At 54.5% G+C, this 25,251-nt stretch carries 19 protein-coding genes; 10 read left to right on the plus strand and 9 right to left on the minus strand.

What is annotated here, in order from left to right:
- The first annotated feature begins 109 nt into the window (after positions 1–109).
- Genes MKY96_RS30810 through MKY96_RS30825 form a run of 4 tightly spaced genes read left to right on the plus strand, consistent with a single transcriptional unit; the run spans position 110 to position 4,493 of the window.
- Entirely contained in the window at positions 110–1,501 is a 1,392-nt protein-coding gene (locus MKY96_RS30810; protein WP_340946402.1) for an NAD(P)-dependent oxidoreductase, read from the plus strand.
- Between the two features lie 32 nt (positions 1,502–1,533).
- Complete coding sequence (gene preA, locus MKY96_RS30815) at positions 1,534–2,823, plus strand: NAD-dependent dihydropyrimidine dehydrogenase subunit PreA (RefSeq protein WP_340946403.1); 1,290 nt, start codon at positions 1,534–1,536, stop codon at positions 2,821–2,823.
- Between the two features lies 1 nt (position 2,824).
- The gene (hydA, locus tag MKY96_RS30820) at positions 2,825–4,252 is read left to right on the plus strand and encodes a dihydropyrimidinase (protein WP_340946405.1); all 1,428 of its coding nucleotides are present in this window, start codon (positions 2,825–2,827) and stop codon (positions 4,250–4,252) included.
- Position 4,253: 1 nt separating this feature from the next.
- The gene (locus tag MKY96_RS30825) at positions 4,254–4,493 is read left to right on the plus strand and encodes a hypothetical protein (protein ID WP_340946406.1); all 240 of its coding nucleotides are present in this window, start codon (positions 4,254–4,256) and stop codon (positions 4,491–4,493) included.
- Positions 4,494–4,727: 234 nt separating this feature from the next.
- On the opposite strand, the gene MKY96_RS30830 is transcribed toward MKY96_RS30825, so the two are convergent.
- Positions 4,728–5,402 (minus strand): cohesin domain-containing protein, encoded by a 675-nt coding sequence (locus MKY96_RS30830; RefSeq protein ID WP_340946407.1) that lies wholly within the window; start codon positions 5,400–5,402, stop codon positions 4,728–4,730.
- A 361-nt stretch (positions 5,403–5,763) separates the two neighbouring features.
- Between MKY96_RS30830 and MKY96_RS30835 the strand changes: the two genes are divergently transcribed.
- Positions 5,764–7,137: a WG repeat-containing protein gene (locus MKY96_RS30835; protein WP_340946408.1), complete on the plus strand. Its 1,374-nt coding sequence runs from the start codon at positions 5,764–5,766 to the stop codon at positions 7,135–7,137.
- Between the two features lie 769 nt (positions 7,138–7,906).
- Here MKY96_RS30835 and MKY96_RS30840 read toward each other — a convergent pair.
- Together MKY96_RS30840 and MKY96_RS30845 are read right to left on the minus strand one after the other, a co-directional pair.
- A complete protein-coding gene (locus MKY96_RS30840; RefSeq protein WP_340946409.1) occupies positions 7,907–9,034 on the minus strand; it encodes a response regulator in 1,128 nt (375 codons plus the stop codon).
- A gap of 2 nt (positions 9,035–9,036) precedes the next feature.
- Entirely contained in the window at positions 9,037–12,156 is a 3,120-nt protein-coding gene (locus MKY96_RS30845) for an ATP-binding protein (RefSeq protein WP_340946411.1), read from the minus strand.
- A gap of 181 nt (positions 12,157–12,337) precedes the next feature.
- Between MKY96_RS30845 and MKY96_RS30850 the strand changes: the two genes are divergently transcribed.
- Positions 12,338–12,976 carry a TVP38/TMEM64 family protein gene (locus MKY96_RS30850; RefSeq protein ID WP_036728222.1) on the plus strand — a complete coding sequence of 213 codons (639 nt, stop codon included), beginning with the start codon at positions 12,338–12,340 and terminating at the stop codon, positions 12,974–12,976.
- On the opposite strand, the gene MKY96_RS30855 is transcribed toward MKY96_RS30850, so the two are convergent.
- The 6 genes from MKY96_RS30855 to MKY96_RS30880 form a co-directional block, all read right to left on the minus strand.
- Entirely contained in the window at positions 12,962–14,476 is a 1,515-nt protein-coding gene (locus MKY96_RS30855) for an aminotransferase class V-fold PLP-dependent enzyme (RefSeq protein WP_340946413.1), read from the minus strand. The two genes, MKY96_RS30850 and MKY96_RS30855, sit on opposite strands and share 15 nt — an antisense overlap.
- A gap of 180 nt (positions 14,477–14,656) precedes the next feature.
- On the minus strand, positions 14,657–15,133 hold the full coding sequence (locus MKY96_RS30860) for a DsrE/DsrF/DrsH-like family protein (protein ID WP_076080972.1): 477 nt from the start codon (positions 15,131–15,133) through the stop codon (positions 14,657–14,659).
- A gap of 275 nt (positions 15,134–15,408) precedes the next feature.
- Positions 15,409–15,720, minus strand: coding sequence for a hypothetical protein (locus tag MKY96_RS30865; RefSeq protein ID WP_340946414.1), 312 nt, complete (start codon positions 15,718–15,720; stop codon positions 15,409–15,411).
- Positions 15,721–15,804: 84 nt separating this feature from the next.
- Positions 15,805–17,949 (minus strand): bifunctional diguanylate cyclase/phosphodiesterase, encoded by a 2,145-nt coding sequence (locus MKY96_RS30870; RefSeq protein WP_340946416.1) that lies wholly within the window; start codon positions 17,947–17,949, stop codon positions 15,805–15,807.
- A gap of 261 nt (positions 17,950–18,210) precedes the next feature.
- Positions 18,211–18,834, minus strand: coding sequence for an acetate uptake transporter (locus tag MKY96_RS30875; protein ID WP_340946417.1), 624 nt, complete (start codon positions 18,832–18,834; stop codon positions 18,211–18,213).
- Between the two features lie 122 nt (positions 18,835–18,956).
- Complete coding sequence (locus tag MKY96_RS30880) at positions 18,957–21,326, minus strand: bifunctional diguanylate cyclase/phosphodiesterase (RefSeq protein WP_340946418.1); 2,370 nt, start codon at positions 21,324–21,326, stop codon at positions 18,957–18,959.
- Between the two features lie 171 nt (positions 21,327–21,497).
- Between MKY96_RS30880 and MKY96_RS30885 the strand changes: the two genes are divergently transcribed.
- The 4 genes from MKY96_RS30885 to MKY96_RS30900 are packed head-to-tail and all read left to right on the plus strand — an operon-like array spanning position 21,498 to position 25,232.
- On the plus strand, positions 21,498–22,418 hold the full coding sequence (locus MKY96_RS30885; RefSeq protein ID WP_340946419.1) for a prenyltransferase: 921 nt from the start codon (positions 21,498–21,500) through the stop codon (positions 22,416–22,418).
- Positions 22,419–22,462: 44 nt separating this feature from the next.
- Positions 22,463–23,236 (plus strand): DUF6081 family protein, encoded by a 774-nt coding sequence (locus MKY96_RS30890; protein ID WP_245367895.1) that lies wholly within the window; start codon positions 22,463–22,465, stop codon positions 23,234–23,236.
- A gap of 32 nt (positions 23,237–23,268) precedes the next feature.
- Positions 23,269–24,222 (plus strand): 1,4-dihydroxy-2-naphthoate polyprenyltransferase, encoded by a 954-nt coding sequence (locus MKY96_RS30895; protein ID WP_340751150.1) that lies wholly within the window; start codon positions 23,269–23,271, stop codon positions 24,220–24,222.
- Between the two features lie 14 nt (positions 24,223–24,236).
- Entirely contained in the window at positions 24,237–25,232 is a 996-nt protein-coding gene (locus MKY96_RS30900; protein WP_340946421.1) for a Gfo/Idh/MocA family protein, read from the plus strand.
- The last annotated feature ends 19 nt before the right edge of the window (positions 25,233–25,251 follow it).

Genomic DNA, 25,251 nt, shown 5'->3' on the forward strand with positions numbered 1-25,251 from the left:
TCTTACAAGTATGCAAAATAATAAGGCGATCATCGTAATAATGTTATATTATATAACATAAATCGAAGCCGAGAGTGGAAGCTACTTTGGCCAGAAGGAGGGGTACCCGATGGAGCAATCTTCACCGTTAACCACATTGACGCCTGAGCTGTTCATGCGTAATTTTGCCGAGGCAGAGCCGGGGCTTACCCGCAAGGGGGCCACCGAGGAATCCAACCGCTGTCTGTACTGTTATGATGCGCCGTGCATCAAGGCCTGTCCGACCAGCATCAATATCCCTTCCTTCATCAAAAGAATCGCTACCGACAATCTCAGAGGGGCGGCGCAGACCATCATGGAGGCCAATCCGGTCGGTGCAAGCTGCGCAAGGGTATGTCCTACGGAGGAGCTGTGCGAGGGGGCCTGTGTGCTGAACGGCGCTTCCGCACCGATTGAGATTGGCCTGCTGCAGCGTTATGCCACGGATTGGGCGATCCGCAGCGGGCTCCAGCTCTTCCGGGCAGGTGAGCCTAACGGCAAGAAGGTAGCGGTGATCGGCGGCGGACCGGCAGGTCTGTCAGCGGCCAGAGAGCTGGCGCGCGAAGGCTTCCAGGTGGTGATCTATGAGGCGAAGCCGCTGGCCGGAGGCCTGGATACCCACGGGATTGTCTCCTTCCGGCTGCCGCAGGACATCTCGCTCTGGGAGGTGGAGCAGGTGGAGAAGCTGGGCGTAGAGATCCGTACGGGAACGAAGGTGGGAGTGGATATTTCTATAGAAGAGCTTAAGGCCGGATATGATGCGATTGTGCTGGCGGCCGGGATGGGTTACGTGCCTCCGCTGGGGATTGAAGGCGAGAAGCTGTCCGGTGTCTATGATGCGATCGAGCTGGTGGAGACCACCAAGACCGGGATTCCTGCCCTGGAGCTGATGGGACAGCGTGTGGCTGTTATTGGTGCGGGCAATACGGCCATTGATGCGGCCACCTGCTCGGTGCGGCTCGGCGCGGCGAATGTGAAGATGATCTACCGCCGGACGCGCGGGGAGATGACGGCTTATGATTTCGAATATGAATTCGCCAAGCAGGAGGGGGTGGAATTCAACTGGCTGACCCTGCCGAAGCGGATTGTCGGGGATGAGCTGGGGAATGTCGCGGCACTGGAATGTGTGCGGATGGAGCTGACCGGTGAGGCCGGGCCGGATGGACGCCCCTCTCCCGTGCCGGTGGCGGGCTCGGAATTCCTGCTCCCGGTGGATGCCGTAGTGGTGGCTATCGGCCAGAAGCGGCGGATGGACCTCATTGAGGCGCTGGGGCTTAAGCATAAGCGGGGCGTAGTTGAGATCGATCCCGCGACCGGCCGTACCTCTGATCCGCAGATTTATGCTGCCGGCGATATTGTTTTTGGCGCAGGGACGGGGGAAGCCATGGTGGTCTCTGCCGCGCAGCAGGGCAAGGATGCTGCCTATGCGATTGTGAAGCAGTGGTCAGGCCGTCAGGATGGCGTAGTCGGCTCTGCCGTATAACGCGGATTTCATAGAAGAGGGAGGGAATGGCAATGGCAGATCTCAGTATTGATTTTGCAGGCATCAAGTCACCGAATCCGTTCTGGCTGGCCTCTGCGCCGCCTACCAATACAGGCTATCAGGTGCAGCGTGCGTTCGAGGCGGGCTGGGGTGGCGCGGTGTGGAAGACGCTCGGGGAGCCGGTCATCAATACCTCGGCCCGGTTCGCCGCCGTTCATTTTGGCGGACAGCGTGTAGCGGGGTTTAACAACATTGAGCTGATTACCGACCGTCCGCTGGAGGTCAACCTGAAGGAAATCTATGAGACGAAGCGGAGATTCCCGGACCGTACGATCATTGCTTCCCTGATGGTGGAGCCGAAGCGGGAGAAGTGGCATGAGATTGTGAAGCGTGTGGAGGCCATCGGCGTAGACGGTCTGGAGCTGAACTTCGGCTGTCCGCACGGCATGGCTGAACGCGGCATGGGCGCGGCTTCGGGCCAGCAGCCGGATCTGGTGCAGGCGCAGACCGCCTGGGTCAAGGAGGTGGCAACCACCCCGGTCATTGTGAAGCTGACGCCGAACATCACCGACATTACCGTGGTGGCCCGGCACGCCGTCAAGGGCGGCGCGGATGCGATCAGCCTGATCAATACCATCAACAGTCTGGCCGGGGTGGACATCCACAGCTGGAATACGATTCCGAATGTCGGCGGCCAGGGAGCGCACGGCGGCTATTGCGGCCCGGCCGTCAAGCCGATTGCCCTTAGCATGGTGGCGGAATGTGCCCGGGACCGTGAAGTCGGCGTGCCGATCTCCGGCATCGGCGGCATCTCCACCTGGCAGGATGTCGTCGAATTCATGCTGATGGGCTCGACAGGGATTCAGGTCTGCACAGCGGTTATGCATCATGGCTTCAGGATTGTGGAGGAGATGATCGACGGTCTGAACCATTACCTGGACGAGAAGGGGCTGGCTTCGGTAACCGAGCTGATTGGCAAGTCGGTGCCCAAATATTCCAACTGGGGCGATCTTGATCTTAACTATCAAGTCGTTGCGCGGATCAACGAGGAGAACTGCATCAACTGCAATAAATGCCATATTGCCTGTGAAGACGCCTCTCATCAATGCATCGATATGCTGACGAATGCGGAGGGCAAGGCGATTCTGCAAGTGCGCGAGGAGGATTGTGTAGGCTGCAATCTGTGTTCGATTGTCTGCCCGGCAGACGGAGCCATTGATATGATTGCACTGGAGGGCGGAGCGGCCCCGATGAGCTGGAATCAGCGCAGCCGGATCATCAGCGGAGTCAACGGTGCTTATTCGGAAGTGGAGGCGGGTTAAGATGAAGAAGATCATTAAGCACGGGATTATCGTTACAGCGGCAGATACGTATACGGGGGATGTCCTGATTGAGGATGGAATCATCAGCGGCATCGGCCTGAATCTGGAAGCGCCGGGAGCAGAGATCATAGATGCTTCCGGCTGTTATGTCTTTCCGGGAGGGATTGATCCCCATACCCACCTGGATATGCCCTTCGGCGGTACGGTTACCGCCGATGACTTCGAGACCGGCACGATTGCCGCCGCTTACGGCGGAACCACCACGGTAATCGACTTCTGCCTGACCACGAAGGGGCAGCCGCTCCAGCAGGCCGTAGACACCTGGCATTACAAATCGCAGGATAAAGCAGTCATCGACTACAGCTTCCACCTGATGGTGTCAGAGCTGAATGACAAGGTGCTCAGCGAGCTGCCGCAGATTATCGAGCAGGAGGGCATCACCTCGCTGAAGGTGTTCATGGCCTACAAGAACACGTTCCAGGCCGACGACGGTGTACTGTATAAGACGCTTCAGGCGGCGAAGCGCGAAGGGGCGCTGGTTATGGTGCATGCCGAGAACGGGGATGTCATCGAGTATCTGGTGGACCAGGCGCTTGCCGCAGGAAATACCGATCCGCTCTATCATGCGCTGACCCGTCCCCCTGAGCTGGAGGGGGAGGCGACTGGCCGGGCGGCGTATCTAACCGGGCTGACGGATTCACAGCTCTATGTGGTGCATGTCACCTGCGCCGAGGCAGCCTGGAAGATTGCCGAAGCCCGCAAGAAAGGGCTGCGCGTCTACGGCGAGACCTGCCCGCAGTATCTGGTGCTGGACCAGTCGGCGCTGGCGAAGCCGGATTTCGAAGGCGCCAAGTATGTCTGGTCCCCTCCGCTGCGCGAACAGTGGAACCAGGATGTGCTGTGGGATGCGCTGTGGAGCGGGACGCTGCAGACCATCGGCTCCGACCAGTGCTCGTTCAACTTCAAGGGACAGAAGGAGCTGGGGCGGGGTGATTTCTCGAAGATCCCGAACGGTGGACCCACCATCGAAGACCGGTTCAGCGTCCTCTACTCCGAAGGGGTGCAGAAGGGCCGGATCACGCTGAACAAATTCGTAGATATCATCGCCACCTCAAGCGCCAAGCTGTTCGGCCTGTTCCCGCAGAAGGGCACGATTGCCGTGGGCAGCGATGCCGATATTGTGATCTTCGACCCGGCAGTGGAACGGACACTGTCGGCAGAGACCCATCATATGAACGTGGACTATAATGCGTTCGAGGGGCTGGAGGTCAAGGGAGAGCCGGTCTCTGTGCTGAGCCGGGGAGAGTTCGTGATTCGGGACAAGGTATTCGTCGGTGCCGCAGGACAGGGGAAATATCTGCACCGCAAGCGCTTCGAGGCCGAAGCTCCCCATGCGGCCCAGGCAGAAATCAGCGGAGGAGTGGTCTGAGATGTCAGCATTTGCAGAGTTCGACCGGGAACGGCAGGAAATTGACAATCTGATCGGGCTGGGCTATACCGTTGCTGGCATCTATGAGAATCTGGACGGTGCCAGAGTTACCTTCATCCGCAGGGAGCCGGCCGGCGGGCCGGTGGAGCTGCTGCTGCTCACAGCGGACGCGCGCAAGCATGTGACGACGCTGCTTGTTGGCCGAACCAGACCCGTGGAGCCGATTGAAGCCCAGGCGTAAACCGGATAACGAAAGATCAAGCTCCGAACGTCTCTGACGTTGGCTTGGTCTTTTATTTATGTTTAGGAGAGTAAGAGTCCAGAATGTATGCGGAAAACCGAATACAATCTCATGCTTCTCAGGGCTAATGCTGTATCCTATGTATATTCACCATAGTACAAAAAATATAGACGGCAGCTAATGATGTAAGGGATATGTATGTGGATGGAGCTGCCGCAACTGTAGGATTCACTGCTACGTAAGACGGTTAACAGACTCCAGTGCAGAGAAGACGGAGACGGACGGAGATTGGGTAATTTCGATCCTTGCCGGGGAGTTCGCTGTGACATCGGGCGAGTAGAGATAAATGCTATTTGCGGCTTCAGAGGTGCGGATTCTGGTGAATTCATTGGCCAGGCTGATCGTTGCGGAGGAGGCGAGCGTAAGTGCTTTGACCCGCAGCTTGAACGTGACCAGCGTCTGGTCTACCGCCGGAATCGTCTGCTGTCCGCTGCCCGCTTCAACCTGAATATCAATGCCGCGCATACTTGTATTTTTTCCGAGATAGATACTGCCATCCACGGGACTCTGGAAATTGAACTGGAACAGGTCATCGACCTCGCTTCCAGCCGTATAATTTCCTTCCGCATAGACCGAATGCTGTGTATATTCAAGGTTATCAAATACCTGGCTGTCATATTGGATAATGAAGTTAAGATAGCTGTAGCCACGGTCATTTGGCGCGAAGTCTTTTAAATGCACCAGCACGGTAACTTCATCCCCCGGATTATAGGCCTCTTTGTCAGTGGTCACCTCAACAGACATCGCAGGAGCGGTGTTATCCACTGCAGCCTCACGAATCATGGACATCATAAGCGGCAGTACCTTCATCCCTCTGATTGCCCGCTTGAATCTATTCCTTTTATTCATGTTACATCCCCCATTGCCATCATAATGATGCATCCCTATGCACGAATGATCTTTGTATATGAACAATGGTAACAATTGTCACTGATAAAACACTGATAAACGTCGAATCATGGCGTAAAATATCGAGTGTTTTTTTCCATGCGCAAAACTGGAGCAGATGTACCAGATGGTATTGGCGGCAGAAAGTATGTCGTTCAGACCAGAATGATGCTACCGTAGCACGTGATTCTAGCAACAATGTTATAATTTCTTTAACTGGGAATTAATTGATAATATAGCCAATTCCTTAGATTGTTAGGGGGTGGTAATATCACTTAGATTCTTCGATGAAATAAAAACCAAAGGAGCTGAATTGTAAGATATGCGCAAATCAATAAAAGTGCTGTTCTCATTTTTCCTTGTTATATTCTTAATTGCGATGGTCAGTAAAGAGTCTGCTTTTGCGAAAAATGGAATTAGAGTGATATTGTATGGAAATCCCATTCAAAAAAAGCACTCACCAATTATGAAGAACAGCACGGTATTGGTTCCATTTAAAGGGATATTTGAAAAAATAGGTTTTAATGTTAGTTACGACTCAGCAAGCAAAACAATTTCTGGTCAGAAGACAGGCACTACTATTAAATTAGTAATTAATCAAAATACGGCTTGGATAAATGATACTCCAACTATACTTCAAGTATCTCCACAGATAATTGATGGGGCAACGTTTGTACCACTTCGTTTCATTGGGGAAGCCAGCGGACTCGAAGTGAAGTGGTACGGGGAATCTCAGATTGTTTCATTATACTCTAAGCAAAATCTTTTTCCGGTATCACGCGGAGGGAAATTTGGCTATATTGATGCAGAAGGCAAAGTGGTTATTGATTATCAAACGAAATTTACAGATGCCTATGCTTTTAATGAAGGGCTAGCCATTGTTTATTCAAATGCTAAATTTGACGGATTCATCAATCAACAAGGAAATAAAGTAATACCTAAGGGAAATTATTATGATGCCAAGGAATTTTCAGAAGGACTTGCAGCGTATAGAACGCTTAAAACTGCAACTGATTTTGCTGTATCTAACTATGGTTATATGGATATTACAGGAACTAGTCTTATTAAACCGCAATTCAAAAAAGCTAATAATTTCTCCGAAGGATTGGCTGCTGTCCAAGTGGGAAGTGGATGTGGATACATTAATTCTTCCGGGCAAATAGTAATAAAAGCCCAATATAACAGCGCTGAGGATTTCTCTGAAGGCGCTGCTCTGGTTACAATAAATGGAATTTCCCATTATATTGATAAGAAAGGGAAGTTTTTGTTCAATTCAAGTTATAAAAATGGGGATTCTTTTTCAGAGGGATTGGCAGCTGTTAAAGCAGGAGCTAACTATGGCTTTATTAATAAGAGAGGAAAATTAGATATTCCTGCTAAGTATGAGGAGGTTCACTCTTTTTCGGAAGGCTTGGCGGCGGTTAAAATAAATGGGAAATCAGGTTATATAGATAACAAAGGAAAACTACTTATTCCTAACCAATTTGATGCAGCGAGTGACTTTCATGAAGGACTTGCAGTTGCCGAATCGGGAGGGAAGACCGGATTCATTAATAAAACAGGGGCTTGGGTTATTCAACCAACGCTTGACTGGGCTGGACGCTTTTCTAAGGGGCTTTCTTACGCATATAGTGTTGATGGAGAAGTATACATTAATAAAAATGGTCAGATTGTGTGGAGGAGAAGCCAACCTTAACAGAGGAATGAGTAATGAGGAAAAAGCCAAAATATGAACAAAATTAATTTTCGAAGCAAGTCTTTATATGCGACTATATCGGTATTTGCTATTCTTGTAATATTTTTAGTGCTTATCGTTGTGTACAAATAGTAATTCGACTGAGTTTGCAGACTTTAAATGTCCCGCATGTAAAAAGTGGAAGAAGGCAAGTACAGGAGAGGCTATTGCTAAACAGAATAATGAGAAATTTTGGGGATACTATGAAAAGCTAATACGACCATCAAGGGTATGAAACTGAAATTTGGGCGATTCAAGGATTCCTTTTAAATTTTGTGAAAAATAATATTATGGGATTGACTATAAGTTATTTGAAGAGGATTTCAAAGGCCATACAGCTATCGAATACCAATTATCATTTAAATAATACAAGTGTATAAAAGTATTCTGAAAGGACGACAATCATTCGCTAAGTTCGAATGATTGTCGTCCTTTTACTGTTATATAGATGAACTAAAAATTTAAGTTAAAGGAAAAGTGTCGGAGGGGAATTTTGGAACTGGAGGAGCGGTAGCGACCGCCTTTGTCTACGGACTTCAACCGTTAAAAACGGTATAAAATCATGAAATCTGTAGACAACAGCGGCCGGAAGTCCAAAACTTCTCTGGAGTCACAGCTAATTCCAAAACATAAAAACATTAGTTCAATTTATATAGTTTCCAAAGCATACGATAAGAAATATTTCTCGGTCTCTCAAAGGATATTATGGAGTAACGATAGAATTTCGACGCTATCTCCCCAGCCGCCGGTATTCATCGACGAACCAGTCCGGCAAGGCGTCGCCGGTCTCTGCGATGTAGGATTCACTGAACTGGGTGAATTTGCGCAGGGCGCGCAGGGGTTTGGCGGTTTCGTAATAGATCGCAATCAGCCGCAGGGCGTAGCTCTCCTCCAGCGGCTCCAGCTCCGTCAGGCGCACGGCGTAATCTTCGGCCTCGTGTGGACGTGCAGCCTGCACCAATCCCTGGGTAAGCTGCTCCAGCAGCTTGAGGTACAGCCGGCGGTATTTGTCACGGGCGGAATATACCCAGAGGCTGTCCAGCGACTGAAGCAGGTCACCGGTGTACAGGGCGGCGGCCTGCTGCATACCCTCCAGTTGGCTGCTTTGCAGCGCAAGGGTGGCAGCTTCCTGAAATTTCTCAATGTCGCCCTCGATTCCCCTTGATTCCAGCCTGTAATTCTCCCTGCCGAAGGTCAGCTCAATCTTGTCCTCCAGCGCGGCTTTCTTCAAGGTGGTGCGGATCTGGTAGACCGTAGTGTGCAGATATTGCTTGCCCTTCTCGTAATTCCACTGCGGAAACACATCATTCAGAATGACGCTGACACTGCCCTGCCTGTGAATCCACAGATACGCAAATAATTCCTGGGCCTTATGTGTTCTCCACTTCACTAAGCCCTGAGGGCTGGTTAGCTCATAATCCCCCAGGAGCCGGAACGCAGTTGTCCTCCCGGCTGCTCCAGTTGCTCCGGCTGCCCCGGCAGCCGCCGGCGCTAGACGCTTACTGAGCAGCTTGTTCCATGTCTTCAGCAGCCGCGAAGGATCAACGGGCTTCAACAGATAATCCATCGCAGACAAGTCGAAGGCTTCGACAGCATAATTCCGGTAGGCGGTTACGAATACGATGTCTGTGTCCGGAGATACTGGCAACAGCTTCTCGGCAAAAGTGAGGCCGGACAGCTCCGGCATCTGGATGTCCAGGAATAGAACATCCGGCTTCAGTTCGGAAGCAGCAGCGAGGGCTTCGCGCGGGTTATCGTATGTCAGGACAGAGGATACTCCTTCACACTGGAGCAGCAGCCGCTTCATCTGATCCAGTGCCGGCCATTCGTCATCAATTACCATTACAGAGATGCTCATACTCAGGAGACCTCCTCCTTCCATGGGATTGTTATCAGTACATCTATACCTCCGCTGGCTCCCCGGGTAAGAATCAGCGGACGCCCGAACTGTGTGAGCAGCCGGCGGTTAATGTTCCGCAGGCCGATTCCGGTGCCTTCGCCATGCGAAGATCGGTAGTCGTCCTTCATCCACGAGGATAGCTGTTCATCGCTCATTCCCTTCCCGTTGTCCGAGACGGTGATCAGGATATCACCGCCCTCCTGCCGGGTGGAGATGATCACTGTTCCTCCGTCAATTTTCTCCATCAGTCCGTGACGAACAGCATTCTCTACAATGGGCTGCACAATCAGCGGCGGCAGCGGGAATTCACTGACCTCAATATGATATTCGGCCTTCAGCCGCTTCCCGAACCGGGCCTGCTCCAGCGACAGATAGGCTTCGATCAGCTCAAGCTCCTTCTCGAACGGAATGGCGGTCTCCTGGTTGCTGAAGTCGAAGCTGCCGCGCAGGAAATGGCTCAGATCGTATAACAGCTGCTGTGTCTTCTCGGTGTCACGCGTACTCATCCAGATGATTGTATTAATCGCGTTGTAGAGAAAATGCGGTTTGATCTGCGCGCGCAGCATGGCGATCTCTGAGCTGAGCCGCTCGGAGACAGACCGCCTTAGCTGAACCAGCGTGTTGACCCGTCCCTTAAGATCACTCCAGATATAAGGCTTATGGATGAAATCATTGGCTCCGGCCCGGAAGGCCGCCTCGTTGAAGTGAAGCTGCTGCCCGGCCGTAGCCATCAGGATCGGCAGGTCCAGCGGGGTGTAGGTCAGGCGGATGATCCTGCACAACTCCAGCCCGGACATCTCCGGCATCATGACATCAATAATGCAGAGATCGAAATTCCGGTCACCGGCCAGCAGTGCCAGCGCTTCCTTGCCGCTGCTGCGGCTTGCGATGCTGTAATTCTCCAGCGACAGCAGGTTAGTCAGTGCCTTCAGGTTGGCATAATCGTCATCTACGATCAGGATACGCGGCGCATAGGGAGCAGCTTGCCCGCTGGATTGCGGCGGATCAGCCGACCGGTATTTCCAGAGGTCATCCAGCATTTCCGGCTGGGTATACGCTTGTCTTAAGAGCGCCTGTTCTCCGGCTTGGGCGGCAGCGGCGGCTTCCGCCTCGTTGCCCGGAAGCGTGAAAGTGAATGTACTGCCCCGGCCAACCCGGGAAGAGACGGAGATGCTCCCGCCATGCAGTTCTACCAGCTTGCGGCTGATTGCAAGACTTAGTCCGAGACCTCCAGTCTCCAATGAATCGGCCTCGCTGAGCTGCTCATAGTCGCGGAAGAGGTACTCCAGCTGATCCTCGGGAATGCCCTTTCCGGTATCGGTGACGGCAACGGAGAGGAACTCCTCCTGCCAGGCGGCCTCAATCATCACGCTGCCGCGGTCCGTGAATTTCAGCGCATTATCCAGCAGGGTATAGAGAATCTGCATCAGCCGCTGCTCATCTGCCTGGACCAGAAATTGGCCCGGCGGAATGTGATTTTTGATGCGGATGCTGCCCTTCTTGTTCAGGAACTGGAAGACCTCGATGACAATGGCCGCTACCCCCTGGATATCGACAGTCCCCCATTGCAGGGTGATGCGCTGGCGCTTGATCTGTTCATAGTCGAGAATGTCTCTGACCATGAAGGCCAGTCTTCTGCCGGTACCGAGAATCAGCCGCATATCCTCCCGCTGAGACGGGCTTAGCGGTCCTCCCGCTCCCTCATGCATGGATAACGCCACGTTAATGATGGCATTCAGCGGCGTCCGCAGCTCGGCGGAGGTCTTCAGCAGGAACTCGTCCTTATCCCTGTCCTTGCGCTCAAGCAGCTGGGATAGCTGCTTAATGGTCTGATATGCATGGGCATGGCGAGCAGACAGGAACAGCCCCTCGGCAAGAATGAAGATCGGACCGGATACCGGCGGAACGGCATAGAGTTCAGTCCCGAAGAACAGATTGCTCACTAAGGATAAGGTGAACATGACTGCAGCAATCACACCGATCAGCAGATAGTTAGAACCGGTCTCCCTCCGCCAGGCGGCCTTGACCATGACGTAGAAGGTATAGCAGACAGAGATGAAGCTGAAGGTCAGCAGCACCCCTGTAATCCGCGAATATACAGGCAGCGTGGTGAACAGTACAATGGTGCAGAAGCTCAAGGCATACACGAAGCAGATCCGCTTGAAGAGCCGGGAATACAGAGCAGGAAACAGGGAATAGGTATAGCTGGACACGCAATAGAACCCGACTACACCTGACACCGCCTGCAGCTTGCTGAATCCTTCATACGAGAGGGATGGGAGGTACTCGAAGAGCAGCTTCTCGCTGTGCGTCAGCATATAGAGGGCAATCATGAAACAGTAGACGGCCAGCTGGAATGAAGACTTGTCCTCTTTGCGCTGGAAGCCCTGACCGAATAAGTACAGGCCGATAAAAGAAAAGCCCGCTACCAGCAATATATCATAGGTCCGGTTCCGCTGGTCGATGGCAGCTATAGCAGCAGGAGTACCGATCCGGATAGGCTCCGCAATGCCTCCGTTTGAATATGTGAAATTGGATGTATGTATCAGAATCTCCGCCAGGTTAGAATTGCTCTGAAAAATCAGGGAATACGGATGATTGCGCGGCTTGGTGGTCTCCCGGGATTCCCCTGGTGTCCCGCTTCCGCCCAGCCGCTCGCCATTTACATATACCTCGCTGGCATTGCGGATATTGCTCACCTTGAGGGCGAAGGCGGGGACCCCTGGCGGCAGCTGAACCAGCAGTCGGTAGGTCGCATATCCGTAGCGGGAGGAGCCGGTAGCCTCCGATCCCCGGCCCCAAGCGCCGGGCACGGACATATAGGCCGGTGCCTCTGCGGTCCGGGATAAGGAATGCTGCGGTTCCAGCAGCTCCTGCCAATAGAATTCCCATTCCCCTCCAAGCGGGTAGACGGCAGTATTATCGAAGGTGCAGGAGGACAAATCGGCCCATCCTGACCGTGGGCTGTAGCAGGCAGACGAGGAGCCAAGCAGGGGAACCAGCGCCACTGCGGTGAGCAGGCCGATGCATAACAGGGCGAGCACTCTTTTGGCCAGCAGACTATAATCAAATGTTCTCATAATTTCATCATATCTCCGGCAGCTTGCGCTTGTCCAGCCTGTTGATTACATATCCTTCTATTTCCCGCCGATACGGTATCGTCCATAAAATAGACAGTAAAGCCGCTTCCGCTTGGCATCAGAGAAGCAGAAAGTATTGTATAATTGAAACTCACTAGAGTACTTGAGGAGCGCTGAAGAAATGTTCTATATAGATATTATGTCATGGCTGACCGAGGAGCGCCTGTTACAGCTGCTGGAGCAATACCGCTCGTTCGGTCCGCTCCCGGGTGTGGGGCTTACCTTCATGAAATCGTTCGTGCCTCCGCTGCCGACTATAGCGATTGTAGGGCTTAACGGGGCGGTGTACGGGTTATGGCTGGGGTTCCTGTATTCCTGGATCGGCCTGGTCGCAGGCTGCACGGTCACCTTCCTGATTATCCGCAAAATTGCCGGCCATCCCTACCTCACCAAATGGGCCAAGCGGCCCAAGGTAGCCAAAGCGATGACCTGGGTCCGCCAGAGCGGGTTCAGCTATGTGTTCCTGCTTAGCCTGTTCCCGGTGGGGCCGTTCGTGGTGATTAATATGGCGGCGGGTCTGGCCGGAATGCGGCTGCGTTCCTATCTGATTGCACTGTGTGCCGGCAAAGCCATTATGGTATTTGCGGTATCCTACATCGGCAATGATGTGCAGCGGTTCATCCGCCATCCGGCGGAAATCATCTATGTGCTGCTGTTTATCGGAGCTTCCCTGTGGGGGGTTAAAGCGATTGAAGCCAGGTTCGCCCGGCTGGCGCGGGAGCGGGAGCTGCGCGGCCAAGCGCCGCTACAGCACAAATAATTCACGAATCTCCTCGTCCTCTGTAACGCCTCTCTCCCCGGTATGAAGCCAGCTATTGGTGACCGCATTGTAGCGGTAATCCTTACTCCATTCCCCGATATTGCTGACGATAGACTGTACGGCGAAGATCATATGCTCTACCTCCCGGTCCGTCATGATCGGGTGCAGGGACAGGCGGACCCAGCCCGGCTTCAGCGACTGGTCCCCGGCGTGAATCGCCTGGATGAATGCCTGGGATTGCGCCGGGTTCAGCCCGAGCAGCTGATGGCCGTACGGACCGGCGCAGGAGCAGCCGCCGCGCGCCTGAATGCCGAAGCGGTCATTCAGCAGCCGTACCGCGAGATTGTAATGAATCTCCTTCAGCGTGAAGGAGACAATGCCATGCCGCTTACGGTGTACGCCCTCCAGCACAGAGCAGCCGGGAATCTGCCCCAGACCCGAGAGCAGCTTCCGGCAGAGCTCCTGTTCACGGACGATCATATATTGTCCGGTTCCGTTCATCTGCTCCTTCAGCTTCACGCAGAGGGCGGTGCGGATCGCCTGCAGGAAGCCGGGGGTGCCTCCGTCCTCGCGTACCTCAACATCATCAATGTAGCGGCGTCCGCCCCAGCGGTTCACCCATACTACGGTGCCGCCGCCGGGCTCATCCGGCAGCCGGCCGGTGCTGAGCGCGGTGTCGAACAGCAGCACACCGCCGGTTCCCGGGCCTCCGAGGAATTTATGCGGAGAGAAGAAGATGGCGTCCAGCTTCTCCTGCGGGGCTGCCGGATGCATATTGATCTCCTGATAAGGGGCGCTGGCTGCGAAATCCACGAAGCATACCCCGCCATGCCGGTGCATGAGCGCAGCAAGCTGATGATACGGGGTCTCTATGCCGGTGACATTGGAGCAGGCGGTGAAGGAACCGATCTTGAAGCGGCGGTGCCGGTAGATCGTCAGCAGCTCCCCGAGCCGCAGCAGATCCACCTCGCCGCCCGGCCCGGAGGGGACGGTAACCACCTCGCCGAAGCTCTCCTGCCAGGGCAGCAGATTGGAATGATGCTCCATATGGCTGACGAAGATAACCGGGCGCTCCTCCGGTGCGCAGAGGGTTTCCTGCTTCAGCCATTCCGGCAGCTTCAGGCCCATGATCCGCAGCAGCTTGTTCACCGCGCCGGTGGTGCCGTTGCCGCAGAAGAGCAGGGCATCTGCGGGGGCGGCATTCACATGCTGCCGGATGATGCTCCGCGCTTCATGGTAAGCCAGGGTCATGGTCAGGCCGGTGGTATTGGAGTCGGTATGCGGGTTGCTGACATAGGGGCCGAAGGTCTCCTGTATTTTGCGCTCGATCGGCTCATACAGCCGGCCGCTGGCCGTCCAATCGGCATACAGCAGCGGTTGCCGTCCGTAGGGGGTGGAGATCAGATGGCGGCTGCCGACAGTGTGCTCACGAAATGCCGCAAAATGCTCTTGCAGTGAAGACGGCGCGTCTGCCGCAGCGGCGCGGTGGATACTCAGCACGGACAATCCCTCCAGGCAATGAATGCTCTATCAATGAGACGGATTCTGGCAGTCGCTGGTGCTGCGCAAGGCAAGTATCGTGTGAGTCGCAGCCTCTGCGTGCCCGCCGGGGGTAACCAATCCGTCTTCGTCTGCCTCAGTATATGCCCGGTGGTGTAATTAGGTTAAAGCCCATAGCCATCAGATGAAGAGCTGGATATCGCTCTCCAGCGCATCCTTCAGATACGCGGCGGCATCGATAATCTCCACCTCGGGCAGCAGCTCCTCCGGCTTGAAGCCCATGATCTCCACCGAGAGCTTGCAGGCGTAGAACTTGATGTTCTTTTTGCGCGCGCCCTTCAGGAAATGTATAAGCTTCGGTGCTCCTTGATCCTCCATCATCTCCTCCAGCATCAGCTTGCCGAGCCCGCTGAAGTTCATCCGCGAGAGCGGGAGCTGCTCCGGTCCCTTGGGAGTAATGACATCCATCAGCTTCTCATAGATACTCTTATCCTCTAGCGTCATAGTCTCCGGGTCCCGGACGAGGAACAGCCCCCAGAACGAGAAGAACATCGTAACCTCCACCTCAATATCCCTGGCCGCATTCGCCAGAATCAGCCCGGCCATCGCCTTGTCATACTCCCCGCTGAACATTAGCAGATTCAGTTTTTTGCCCATTCATCAGCCCTCCATCGGTATCCATAGAATGTCATTAGTATGGTTAGGGAGAGGGAAAGTATGCCTGTAGCGCAGCCGGAAGACACGAAAAAAGGCTCCCTGGCGGGAGCCTGAAAGGTACATATAAGCTGTTACAGCGGCATATGGTCCGAATGTATGCGAAAAACAGTATCTACTGGATGCGGATAGAGAGGGGGGGCGAATGGTGGCCGGGTTACTTCAGGTTGTTCTCCATTCAGCTATCCCCGCTCCACGCAGCAAACGCACCGTGTCCCTCAATGCTCCTCTCCCTGCTCAGCCTCAGCCTGGCGGGCGTTGTCATAGCGGCGGGCGGACAGCCAGATGCTGCCGGTGAACAGGACGATCAGGCCGAGAATAATGCCGAAGCGCCAGTCTCCGGCCTTGAAGTTGAGCTGCAGGACGGTAAGCACCAGGGCGACCTGGGTCCAGACGAGGGTCCGTTTGCGGAAGGCGGTAATGTCTCCGGCCATCTTCGGCATGCCGCGGATAATCCGGTACGCCAGGAGGGCGAGGATCAGCGCAAACAGGGCGGTTCCGGCCATTTCGCCGGTAGTCAATCTATTCATGGTCTCAGAATCCTTTCGGGTTAACATCGGATGAAGCTAATTATAACGATCCCCCTACCCGCGTGCAAAAGCATCCTGAAAGCTTCAGGAGACCAGCTTGCGGATCTCATCGGCAGGCAGCGGAGGGAAGAACAGGAATCCCTGAATATGCGGGCAATTATGCTGCACCAGGAAGGCCAGCTGCTCCTGCGTCTCGACTCCTTCGGCAATCAGGTCATAGCCAAGCTGGGAGGCGACGAAGACGATCGATTTGATGATGGTCTCATCTATGGAGCTGACGCCGATGCCGGTGATGAAGGTGCGGTCAATCTTGATTTTGTTCACGGGAAAATGCTTCAGGTAATTCAGCGAAGAATATTTCGTGCCGAAATCATCGATGGAGACGATGATCCCGTGATCGCGCATCTGCTGCAGCAGCGGATAATGCTCCTCCAGCAGTGCGGTGCTCTCGGTAATCTCAAATTCCAGCACACCGGTATCCAGCCCGTACTCGTCAAGCACGGCGAACAGATTCTCGATCAGGTTCCGGTTGTAGAACCAGCTGTTGGAGATATTGATTGAGGTCCGCAGCAGCGGCATCCCCAGGCCGCGCCACTCGCAGAGCTGGCGGCACACCTCGCGCAGCACCCAGTCGGTGAGCTGGATCATCAGCCCGGCTTCTTCGACGGCAGTGATGAACGTCCCTGGTCCAATCAGCCCCTTCTCGGGGTGATTCCAGCGGATCAGCGCCTCTATGCCGATCATTTCGCCTGTGATGGCGTTGATCTGGGGTTGATAATACAGCACGAATTCTTCCCGTTCCAGGGCGGAGTGCAGATATTTGGCGATCATCGTCTTCTGCTCCAGCTTCTCGCGCAGCTCCCAGTCGAAGATGAAGTAATTGGTGTCCTCCTGCGACTTGGCCTGATACATCGACATATCGGCGAATTTCAGCAGATCATCCGTATTCTGCGAATGCTCGGGGTACAGGGAGATGCCAATACTGGTGGACAGGCTCAGATGCGCTCCCGAGATCAGGAGGGTCTGTGCGATCAGCGTGCTGATCCGCCCGGCGATTACAGGAATATCCGTGTGCGGCAGACCCGCGAAGATCATCACGAATTCATCTCCGCCGGTACGGGCGAACAGCTTGAAGGGCAGGCTCCCGGATTTGAGCCGTCCGGCCAGGGTCTTGATCACCTGATCCCCCGTAGAGTGGCCGAGCGTATCATTAATCTCCTTGAACCGGTTCAAGTCAAAAAAGAATAAGGTATAGGTCTGTGTGGGCTCCGAGCTCTGCAGCAGACGCTCGAATTCGTCCATGAAGAACCGCCGGTTGGGGATCTCCGTCAGACTGTCGTAGTGCGCAAGCTTTTCATAGAGACGCTTGGAAATACGCAGGTCCCGGGTCCGGATGCTGACCACCCGTTCCAGCTCACGGTTGAAGCGGCTCTGATACCAGAAAATATATAGAATGAAGGCAATCACCAGCAGAAAAGCAATATCGATCCACAGCACGCTGAGCAGCACCTGCCATTTCTTGTGGGAGGGCAGAGAGATCCCCATCAGCCAGTGCTGATTGTAGGTATTCACGGGAACGGTGAGCTGCGGGTCCTTCGTATGGGCTTCATTGCCGAACAGGAAGGTATGGTCCTTGGCAGTGACATAGATATTACTGTCCTTATACACAAGCTGGTTAATGATATTATCAATCTTCACGGTGACGGAGACGATACCCTCCAGAGAGTTGTCCTTATAGATGGCCTGCCGGATCACCATGCCATAGCCGCCCTGGGCAAGTGTACGCGGACCGTCTATTGTAATGCTGCGGGAACGGATCGTTTCTTGGATCATGCCGGGAGAGGCCAGGGAGGAATCCAGCAGCAGGCTTCTGCCTAGCAGTGACGAATTGCCTTCAAGCGGGTAGAGGTAGCGGATCAGACCATCCGGAGCGATCATGATATTCGTGACGTTGCTGGTGTTTTTGGCGTGTGCGGTGACCAGGTAGCTCTGGATTAGTGCAGGATCAGCATCGAAGCCGACGGTTTGGATAAAGGAGCTGACCCCTTTCACAATAGCCACCCGCTCTTCGATGTTCGAGGCCAGCATGACCGCCTGTGAGGCCAGATCCGCCTTCTCGGCTCTATATTCCCGGGCCAGGGATACGGAATAGTAATAGAACAGGCAGAGCTGCAGGACGATGATAAAGCCGATGATGATGCTTAAAGGCTTTTTACTAAGGAAAGCCATGGATTGCCCCCGATACCGGAAAAATAAAAGCCGCAGATGTCAAAGTGTATAATAAGCGGTTCCTAGACCGCAGGGAGATGTCGATAAATGTCGTTTGGGTCTCTATAGCATGTCATTATTATCGTGTTTGCGCAAGGGAATTCCTAACAAAACCCGCCTGAATCCAAAAACGGATAAACACCGTCTGCATAAAAGGGCAGTAAGCATTTATCCGAGTCTTTGGAGAGGAGGGCATGGCCCTGCCCGGCTGGAAGGCCGGTGCTATTTTTTGAAGATGCCCAGCGGGGCACCAATCGGCAGGAAGGTACGTCCGAAGTGGGCGTTGAGCACAGATGCGCCGCAGCCGTAGAGCGATACGATACCGATAGCCATTTCCGATACGGCAGCCAGCTTGTGGAAGAATTCCGCAGCGACGCCGAAAGCATCCATCGAGAGTCCGAGGAACAGGAAGTCGATCAGGATGAAGATAATCAGCAGTACACGGTTTGCCTCAACGGCGCCGAGCGTCATGAAGAGGGTGAACACAAGATATCCTGCAAAAACAAATCCCAACTGCTTGGGGTCCACGCCCTCTGCCAGCACTGCACCGAATACACCGAGCTTGATCAGCCAGCTTGCCCCCATGCCGAACCAGAAGAACGCATAGGCGCCAAAGGCAGTCATGCCGAAGGTATTGTTGTGCTTGGCATCCTGGATGGATGCGAATAGCTGGGCGAAGGCTCCAAGGAAGATGGCCCATGGAATAGCATAGCTGAGACCTGTTGTAATTTCGAGCTTTTGTGAAGAAGCGACCAGGGTAACGATGGCTAGTCCGAATAAGCCGATGGCGCTGGGGTCGGCGGTAATGATTTTGACGGACTGTGCGGTGTGCGGTTGCGCTGACATAACAATGAAAGCCTCCAATTTTCATAAGTGTTCGCATAGGATAACAGCACCCTGAGCCGGGTGCTGTTATCAGCCTGCCTATCATATCATATCGCCAGTAGCTTGCCTATAAAAGAAGTAGCTTATCGGCCGGTGTAATAATTACCCTGCTCCAGAAAAGAATACAGCGCCTGGGCCTGAAGCGGCCTGCTGATATAGTAGCCCTGAAGCTCGTCGCTGCCCAGCTCCCGCAGCATATCGAATTGCTCTCTTTGCTCAATGCCTTCCGAGACTACGCGCAGCCCCAGATTATGGCTCAGCTCGATAATCGCCTTGACGAGCACATCCCCTTGGGCCTCCCGTGACATCTCGGAGATGAAGGAGCGGTCAATCTTGATCACATCCACCGGGAAGCGGCGCAGATAGCTGAGGGAGGAGAAGCCGGTGCCGAAATCGTCCAGCGAGATCCGGAACCCGTGGGCCCGAAGCTGCTGCAGCGACAGGAAGATGCCGTCCCCGGAGACGAGCACGCTCTCCGTGATCTCCAGCTCCAGGCTGGAGGCGGGCAGCTCATATTCATCGAGCAGCTCTAAGAGCAGCTCCAGCAGGCCCGGCTGCATGAGCTGCAGCGCGGAGATATTCACTGCGGCGGTGAGCTCAAGACCCCGGCTGCGGAAATCGCGCATATCCGAGCACACCTGGCGCAGCACCCAGCTGCCGATGCCGACAATGGAGCCGCTGCTCTCCGCCAGCGGAATGAATTCGGCCGGTGAGATATTGCCGTAAGCAGGGCTGGTCCAGCGCAGCAGAGCCTCCACCTTGGATACCTGCAGCTGTCCCGTGCTGAGAATCGGCTGGTAGTGCAGCTCGAACTCGTTCCCGGCGGCAGCGGAGAGGAGCTGCTGGGCCAGTACCTTTTTGCGCCGGATGCCTGCTTCAAGATCCTCTGAATACTGGAAAATGTTATTGCGGCCGGTCTCCTTAACATGGAACATGGCCAGGTCTGCCTGCTTGACCAGATAATCGGCGTCTTCCCCGTTCTGCGGATAAATACTGATGCCGATGCTGGCGGTATTATATAGAAGATGCCCCTTGATCCGGTGAGGCATGGAGAGGGCTTCCTGAATCCGGGAGAGCTGCCGGGCAATGCTGCCTTCATCAGGCACATCATAGAGCAGAATGGTGAATTCATCCCCGCCGAGCCGGGAGACCACATCATGCTTGCCGACAACCTGTGTGATGCGGAAGGCGGTCTCCTTCAGGATGGCATCTCCGAAGTCATGGCCGAGGGTATCGTTCACCGTCTTGAAATGATCCAGATCAATGAAGACCAGCACGATCTGCCGGTCACTTCCCTTGACGGCGGCAATTGCTTCATTCAATTTGTCAAAAAACAGCGAGCGGTTGGGCAGACGGGTCAGCGGGTCCAGCATCGATTGCCGCCGCAGCTCATCCTGGGTCTGCTCCAGCGAATCAATCATCCGGTTGAATTCGACCTCCACTTCACTGAATTCATCCTGGCCTGAGCTGGGAATCCGGATGGAGAGATCCTTGCTGCTGCCGATCCTTCGGATGTTGCGTACCAGAGTGGACATCCTTCTCAGAATGAACCGGTTCACGAAGAGGAGGCTGGCACCCAGCATTAGCAGAATGGAGATGAAATAGAACATACGGAAGGTGGAGAGCGACTTGAGCCCGCTGTTGTAGAACTGGCGCGGCTCCTTCAGGGTGAGGACCATCCCGGGATCTTCGAACAGGTCGTCCAGTATGGTGTGGATGGACATCTGCCCGCCCCGGGCGGGGCTGGTCCAGACGCGTTCCCCTCCGCTGTCCGCAAGCAGCGGGGTGGTGAGACGCGACATCTCCATCGTGGACAGGGTATCCTCCCAGATCTGTGCGATTCCATCCTGGTGCAGCATCCGTCCGGCAATGGCTGTTCCGATGACCGGCTTGTTCTTGCTGCTGTTAAGAATAGGCGTAATTGTAATTAGCATAGTCCCTTTATCCAGATTAACGAAGCCGCTCCGGCTCTTGCCGGGAGATCCCGGCACAGGCAGACGGCTTCGGATCAGCTTGATTAACGTCAGTTGCTCCTCAGTTAGCGGGGTGACTATTCCTGCCGGAAGGTCGTAGGAGCCGCCGTACAGCGGTTGTCCGTCCAGATCAAGCAGGGCAATCATATCGAAATGATTCATTGGATAAGCAGCCGGTTCAAGGCTGCTGCGGATGAAGGCGGCAGCCGTACTGCCGGAGTCCGCCGAGCCGGTAGCCGCTGCGTTCTCTATGAAGCGGTAGGTTTCATCCCGGACGGCAACATCAAGGAGTCCCGTTCTCAGGCTCTCCAGCTCTTGATGATAAGCTGCGGTAGCCTTGCTCAGGTTGCGCTTCAGCTCTGCCTCGTCCAGCTTCTCGAAGCGGTTCAGCAGAATCACATGAAGCATCAGATAGGTGGCACCAATGCCGAGGATAGCGACAAAACTAATGAAGATGATTATTTTTTTGCGGAGTTTCATCTGATCCCCTTCATTATTTAAGATTTAATAGGAAATAAGTACCATCGATTATAGTGTACCACGATTAGGGAATATTTTGCAGCGTAAATCTGCCCGAAGTGTCGAATTTTGATGTATAATAATTTAATGATAATAATTATCAAATAATAATAAAAGGAGATTTTTCTTGGCATGATGGAGAAGTGGACCCTTTTTAAGAAAGCCTCACGGTTTGGAGTGATCCCCGTTATGCTCATACCGGTTGTCCTGGGAACAGCCGGGGCCTATGTATGGCAGGGAGTGTTCCATCCGTTTTTATTTGTAATAACGTTCATCGGAGCGGCTGCGGCCCATTTATTCTCCAATATGGTGAATGACCTGTGGGATTTCCGCAACGGCACGGATACAGAGGCGCAGCATACACCTGGAGCCATCTCTACGAACTCCGGGCTGCTGTCCGGGGGCGTCATGCGCGAGTCGCTGTTTGCCCTGCTGACCTGGGGGCTGCTGGCCGTTGCGGCCGGGTGTGGCCTGCTGCTCAGCCTGTACAGCGGCTGGGAGATTCTGTGGTTTGTAGCCGGCGGTGCGCTGATCGCTTATTTCTATGTGGCTCCGCCGCTGCGGTTCGGATACCGGGGCAAGGGCTACAGTGAGCTTGCGATCTTCCTGGCCTTTGGACTCATGCCGGTTCTCGGTGCTTATTTCGTTCAGACCGGGGGGTTCAGCCTGAAGCCGGTGCTGTTATCGCTGCCGAGCGGCCTGCTCACAACCCTGCTGCTGTTCAATCATCACTTTCTGCACTGGAGAGCCGACCGGCAGGCCGGCAAACGCTCACTGGTCGTGGTATGGGGTGAACGCAGGGCGCTGATCTTCTCGCAGGTACTGCTCTACATCTCCTATGCTTCACTGATTGTATGTGTGCTGCTTCATATCTTGCCGGTATACGCGCTGCTCGCTCTGCTGACAGCCATTGCCCCGATACGGATCTACCGCAGCCTCCAGCCGGAGAATCCCTCTGAAGCCTATCTGCCGCTTATGGGTGCCTCACAGCGCGCATCGGTACGCTGCGGGGCGGTCATGACAGCAGCCCTGCTGATCCAGGGGCTATTTTAAAATATATATCATTGACTACTACACTATAGAAAGCGGGAGAATTCATGGACAAGCATCTGCCAGCAAACGAAGGTATGCCTGCAACACAGGGCAAGCAAACGGTGATCGGGGATTTCCATACCATACTAGAGGAAGGGAAGGTCTGGCAGACGGGCGGCTTTAAGCTGCCGGACGGCTCGTTCTGGGCGTATCGTGAGCCGGAAGCGGTGGTAATTGTGCGTAATGAGTATCTGTACGTGCGGGCTCAGCTGAGCCGCCGTCATGATCAGGTGCAGATTCTGGATAATGCCAAGCATATGTACTATTCGGCCCAGCCGGTAGAGATTCCGGAGGAAGGCGAAATCCGCTTCGAGCTCCAGATCCGCGCCCGCACACAGGGCACTGCACCAGGGGATCTGTATGACGGCTATGTGTCGCTGAATCTGCTGGACTTCACCACAGGCGCTGCGCTTGATTTCTTCGCCGGCAACGACAAATACGCCAGTGTGTACGGCATCCTTCCGTTCCCCGGGGTAACTGTACCCGAGACGGGAGGGACCAAATACTTCTGTATTTTCAAGGAGGATACGGACTTCAAGCCGCGCGAATTCAACACGTACACCATCACCTACCACCGGGGCAACAATGAGGCTGTCTTCTATGTGAATGGGAATGAGGTGCGGCGCGAGCGGAATGTGCCTGTGAAATTCAACAGCTTCACCATCGCTCTGGGCATTATGACGGAGAAGGACCTGACCCCGGAAGGCAGCGTGTCGGCGCACGGACAGACGGTTATCGCTGAGTGGTCGCCGGTTACCATTACAACCACCGCACAGTAACGTGCTCATATGACTGATAAGGATGAATGGCTGTGAATATAAGAACTTTCTTCAAGTTTGTCGAGCTGCCGACGAAGGTGGCCAGTATGCTCCCGCTGCTGCTGGGGACGCTGTATGCCCTGTACCGGTTCGAGGATTTCTATATCCTGCGCTTCGTGCTGATGCTGGTGTCCCTCTTAAGCTTTGATATGGCGACAACAGCGATCAACAACTATTATGATTTCAAAAAGGCCGCCAAAACCCATGGCTACGGGTATGAGACCCATAATCCGATTGTCCGCTTCAAGCTGAAGGAGTCTACGGTGGTGGCGCTGATCGTCATTCTCCTTGTGCTGGCGGCAGGCGGGGGCATTGCCCTGGTGTTCCAGACCGGACTGCTGGTATTCCTGCTCGGGGGACTCTCCTTCCTGATCGGCATCCTGTACTCCTTCGGACCGATCCCCATCTCGCGGATGCCGCTCGGCGAGCTGTTCTCCGGGCTGTTCATGGGGTTCGTCATTATTTTCATCTCGGCCTATATCCATTCGGATCAGGCGGTGGTCACTCTGCTGCTGAAGGGGGAATGGATCAGCCTGCATATCAATTTCCTTGAGGTGCTGTATCTGTTCTGGTTCTCCGTCCCGGCGATTCTGGGCATTGCCGGAATTATGCTGGCGAACAATATCTGCGATATCGAGGATGATATCGAGAACCGCAGATACACGCTGCCGGTGTACATCGGACGGGAGAATGCGCTGCTGCTGTGGAGGCTGCTCTATTATGTGTCTTTTGCCGATCTGATTGTGCTGGTGCTGCTCGGGGTCCACCCGGTCCTGGTCCTGCTGCTCCTGCTGACCCTGATTCCGCTGCGCCGTAATATTGCACGCTTCTATCAGGAGCAGCATAAAGGCACGACCTTCATCCTGGCGGTGAAGAATTTCGTGCTTATGAGTGCGGCAAGAATCCTTGTGCTGGGTATAGCTGTTATATGGGTTACACTAAGATAAGGAAGGTGATAACGATGGCAGAGAAGCTTCGCTGGGGAATTATGGGCTGCGCGCAGATCGCTACAGGCTCGGTCATGCCGGCTATCCAGGAGTCCGAGACCGGAGTGATCCGGGCGGTGGCCAGCCGCGGGCTCACGAAGAGCAGCAGCGTAGCCGCCGAATTCGGCATTGAGCAGGCTTACGGGAGCTATGAGGAACTGCTTGCTGACCCGGAGGTGGATGCCGTCTACATTCCGCTTCCCAATCATCTCCACTGTGAATGGGTGATCCGCGCGGCGGAAGCGGGTAAGCATATCCTATGCGAGAAGCCGATTGCGCTGAACAGCCGTGAAGCGGCCGAGATGGTAGAGGCTTGCCGGAAGGCGGGCGTTCACCTGGCGGAGGCTTACATGTACCGGCATCATCCGCGCATCAATGAGCTGCAGGTGATTATCGCCAGCGGCGAGATCGGCGCGGTGCGTACCATCCGCGGCACGTTCACCTACAACGATGCTACGGATACCTCCAACATCCGCTTCAATGCTGCCTGGGGAGGCGGATCGCTCTATGATGTCGGCTGCTATCCGCTCACCGCGGCGCGGCTGCTGTTCGGCACAGAGCCGGAGGCGGTAACGGTGCACGCGCTGTTCTCGCCGGAGCATGACAATGTAGATATGGTAGCTTCCGGGCTAGTGGAGTTCCCCGGCGGGAAGAGCCTGATCTTCGATTGCGGGATGTGGGCGTACAACCGCCAGCTCCTGGAGGTGCTCGGTACGCAGGGGCGGATCGAGATTCCGATGCCGTTCAATGCGAGATTCGATGATGCGGAGTTCTTCGTATACGGCGGCGGAGAGCCCCGGCGTGTAGAGGCCGTCGGAGCCAACCCTTACGTCCAGCAGGCCGACCATTTCGCTACAGCGGTCTTCAGCGGCAAGCCATGGATTTCGTCGGAGGACCCGGTGCTGAATATGAGGCTGATCGAGAGCTGCCTGGAGTCAGCCCGCAGGCGTGAGCGTATCTGCTTAGGGTAATCATTTGTTCCATCTGTTA

The sequence above is a fragment of the Paenibacillus sp. FSL R7-0302 genome (assembly GCF_038006885.1).
In the GTDB taxonomy this organism is placed as follows: Bacteria; Bacillota; Bacilli; order Paenibacillales; family Paenibacillaceae; genus Paenibacillus_AQ.

What these genes read in the sequence shown, in the direction of transcription:
- MKY96_RS30810 (WP_340946402.1), top strand. Translation starts at nt 110, where the DNA reads ATGGAGCAATCTTCACCGTTAACCACATTGACGCCTGAGCTGTTCATG.
- MKY96_RS30850 (WP_036728222.1), top strand. Translation starts at nt 12,338, where the DNA reads ATGTTCTATATAGATATTATGTCATGGCTGACCGAGGAGCGCCTGTTA.
- MKY96_RS30860 (WP_076080972.1), bottom strand. Translation starts at nt 15,133, where the DNA reads ATGGGCAAAAAACTGAATCTGCTAATGTTCAGCGGGGAGTATGACAAG.
- MKY96_RS30825 (WP_340946406.1), top strand. Translation starts at nt 4,254, where the DNA reads ATGTCAGCATTTGCAGAGTTCGACCGGGAACGGCAGGAAATTGACAAT.
- MKY96_RS30880 (WP_340946418.1), bottom strand. Translation starts at nt 21,326, where the DNA reads ATGAAACTCCGCAAAAAAATAATCATCTTCATTAGTTTTGTCGCTATC.
- hydA (WP_340946405.1), top strand. Translation starts at nt 2,825, where the DNA reads ATGAAGAAGATCATTAAGCACGGGATTATCGTTACAGCGGCAGATACG.
- MKY96_RS30900 (WP_340946421.1), top strand. Translation starts at nt 24,237, where the DNA reads ATGGCAGAGAAGCTTCGCTGGGGAATTATGGGCTGCGCGCAGATCGCT.
- MKY96_RS30830 (WP_340946407.1), bottom strand. Translation starts at nt 5,402, where the DNA reads ATGAATAAAAGGAATAGATTCAAGCGGGCAATCAGAGGGATGAAGGTA.
- MKY96_RS30840 (WP_340946409.1), bottom strand. Translation starts at nt 9,034, where the DNA reads ATGAGCATCTCTGTAATGGTAATTGATGACGAATGGCCGGCACTGGAT.
- MKY96_RS30870 (WP_340946416.1), bottom strand. Translation starts at nt 17,949, where the DNA reads ATGGCTTTCCTTAGTAAAAAGCCTTTAAGCATCATCATCGGCTTTATC.
- MKY96_RS30835 (WP_340946408.1), top strand. Translation starts at nt 5,764, where the DNA reads ATGCGCAAATCAATAAAAGTGCTGTTCTCATTTTTCCTTGTTATATTC.
- MKY96_RS30875 (WP_340946417.1), bottom strand. Translation starts at nt 18,834, where the DNA reads ATGTCAGCGCAACCGCACACCGCACAGTCCGTCAAAATCATTACCGCC.
- MKY96_RS30865 (WP_340946414.1), bottom strand. Translation starts at nt 15,720, where the DNA reads ATGAATAGATTGACTACCGGCGAAATGGCCGGAACCGCCCTGTTTGCG.
- MKY96_RS30845 (WP_340946411.1), bottom strand. Translation starts at nt 12,156, where the DNA reads ATGAGAACATTTGATTATAGTCTGCTGGCCAAAAGAGTGCTCGCCCTG.
- preA (WP_340946403.1), top strand. Translation starts at nt 1,534, where the DNA reads ATGGCAGATCTCAGTATTGATTTTGCAGGCATCAAGTCACCGAATCCG.
- MKY96_RS30885 (WP_340946419.1), top strand. Translation starts at nt 21,498, where the DNA reads ATGATGGAGAAGTGGACCCTTTTTAAGAAAGCCTCACGGTTTGGAGTG.
- MKY96_RS30890 (WP_245367895.1), top strand. Translation starts at nt 22,463, where the DNA reads ATGGACAAGCATCTGCCAGCAAACGAAGGTATGCCTGCAACACAGGGC.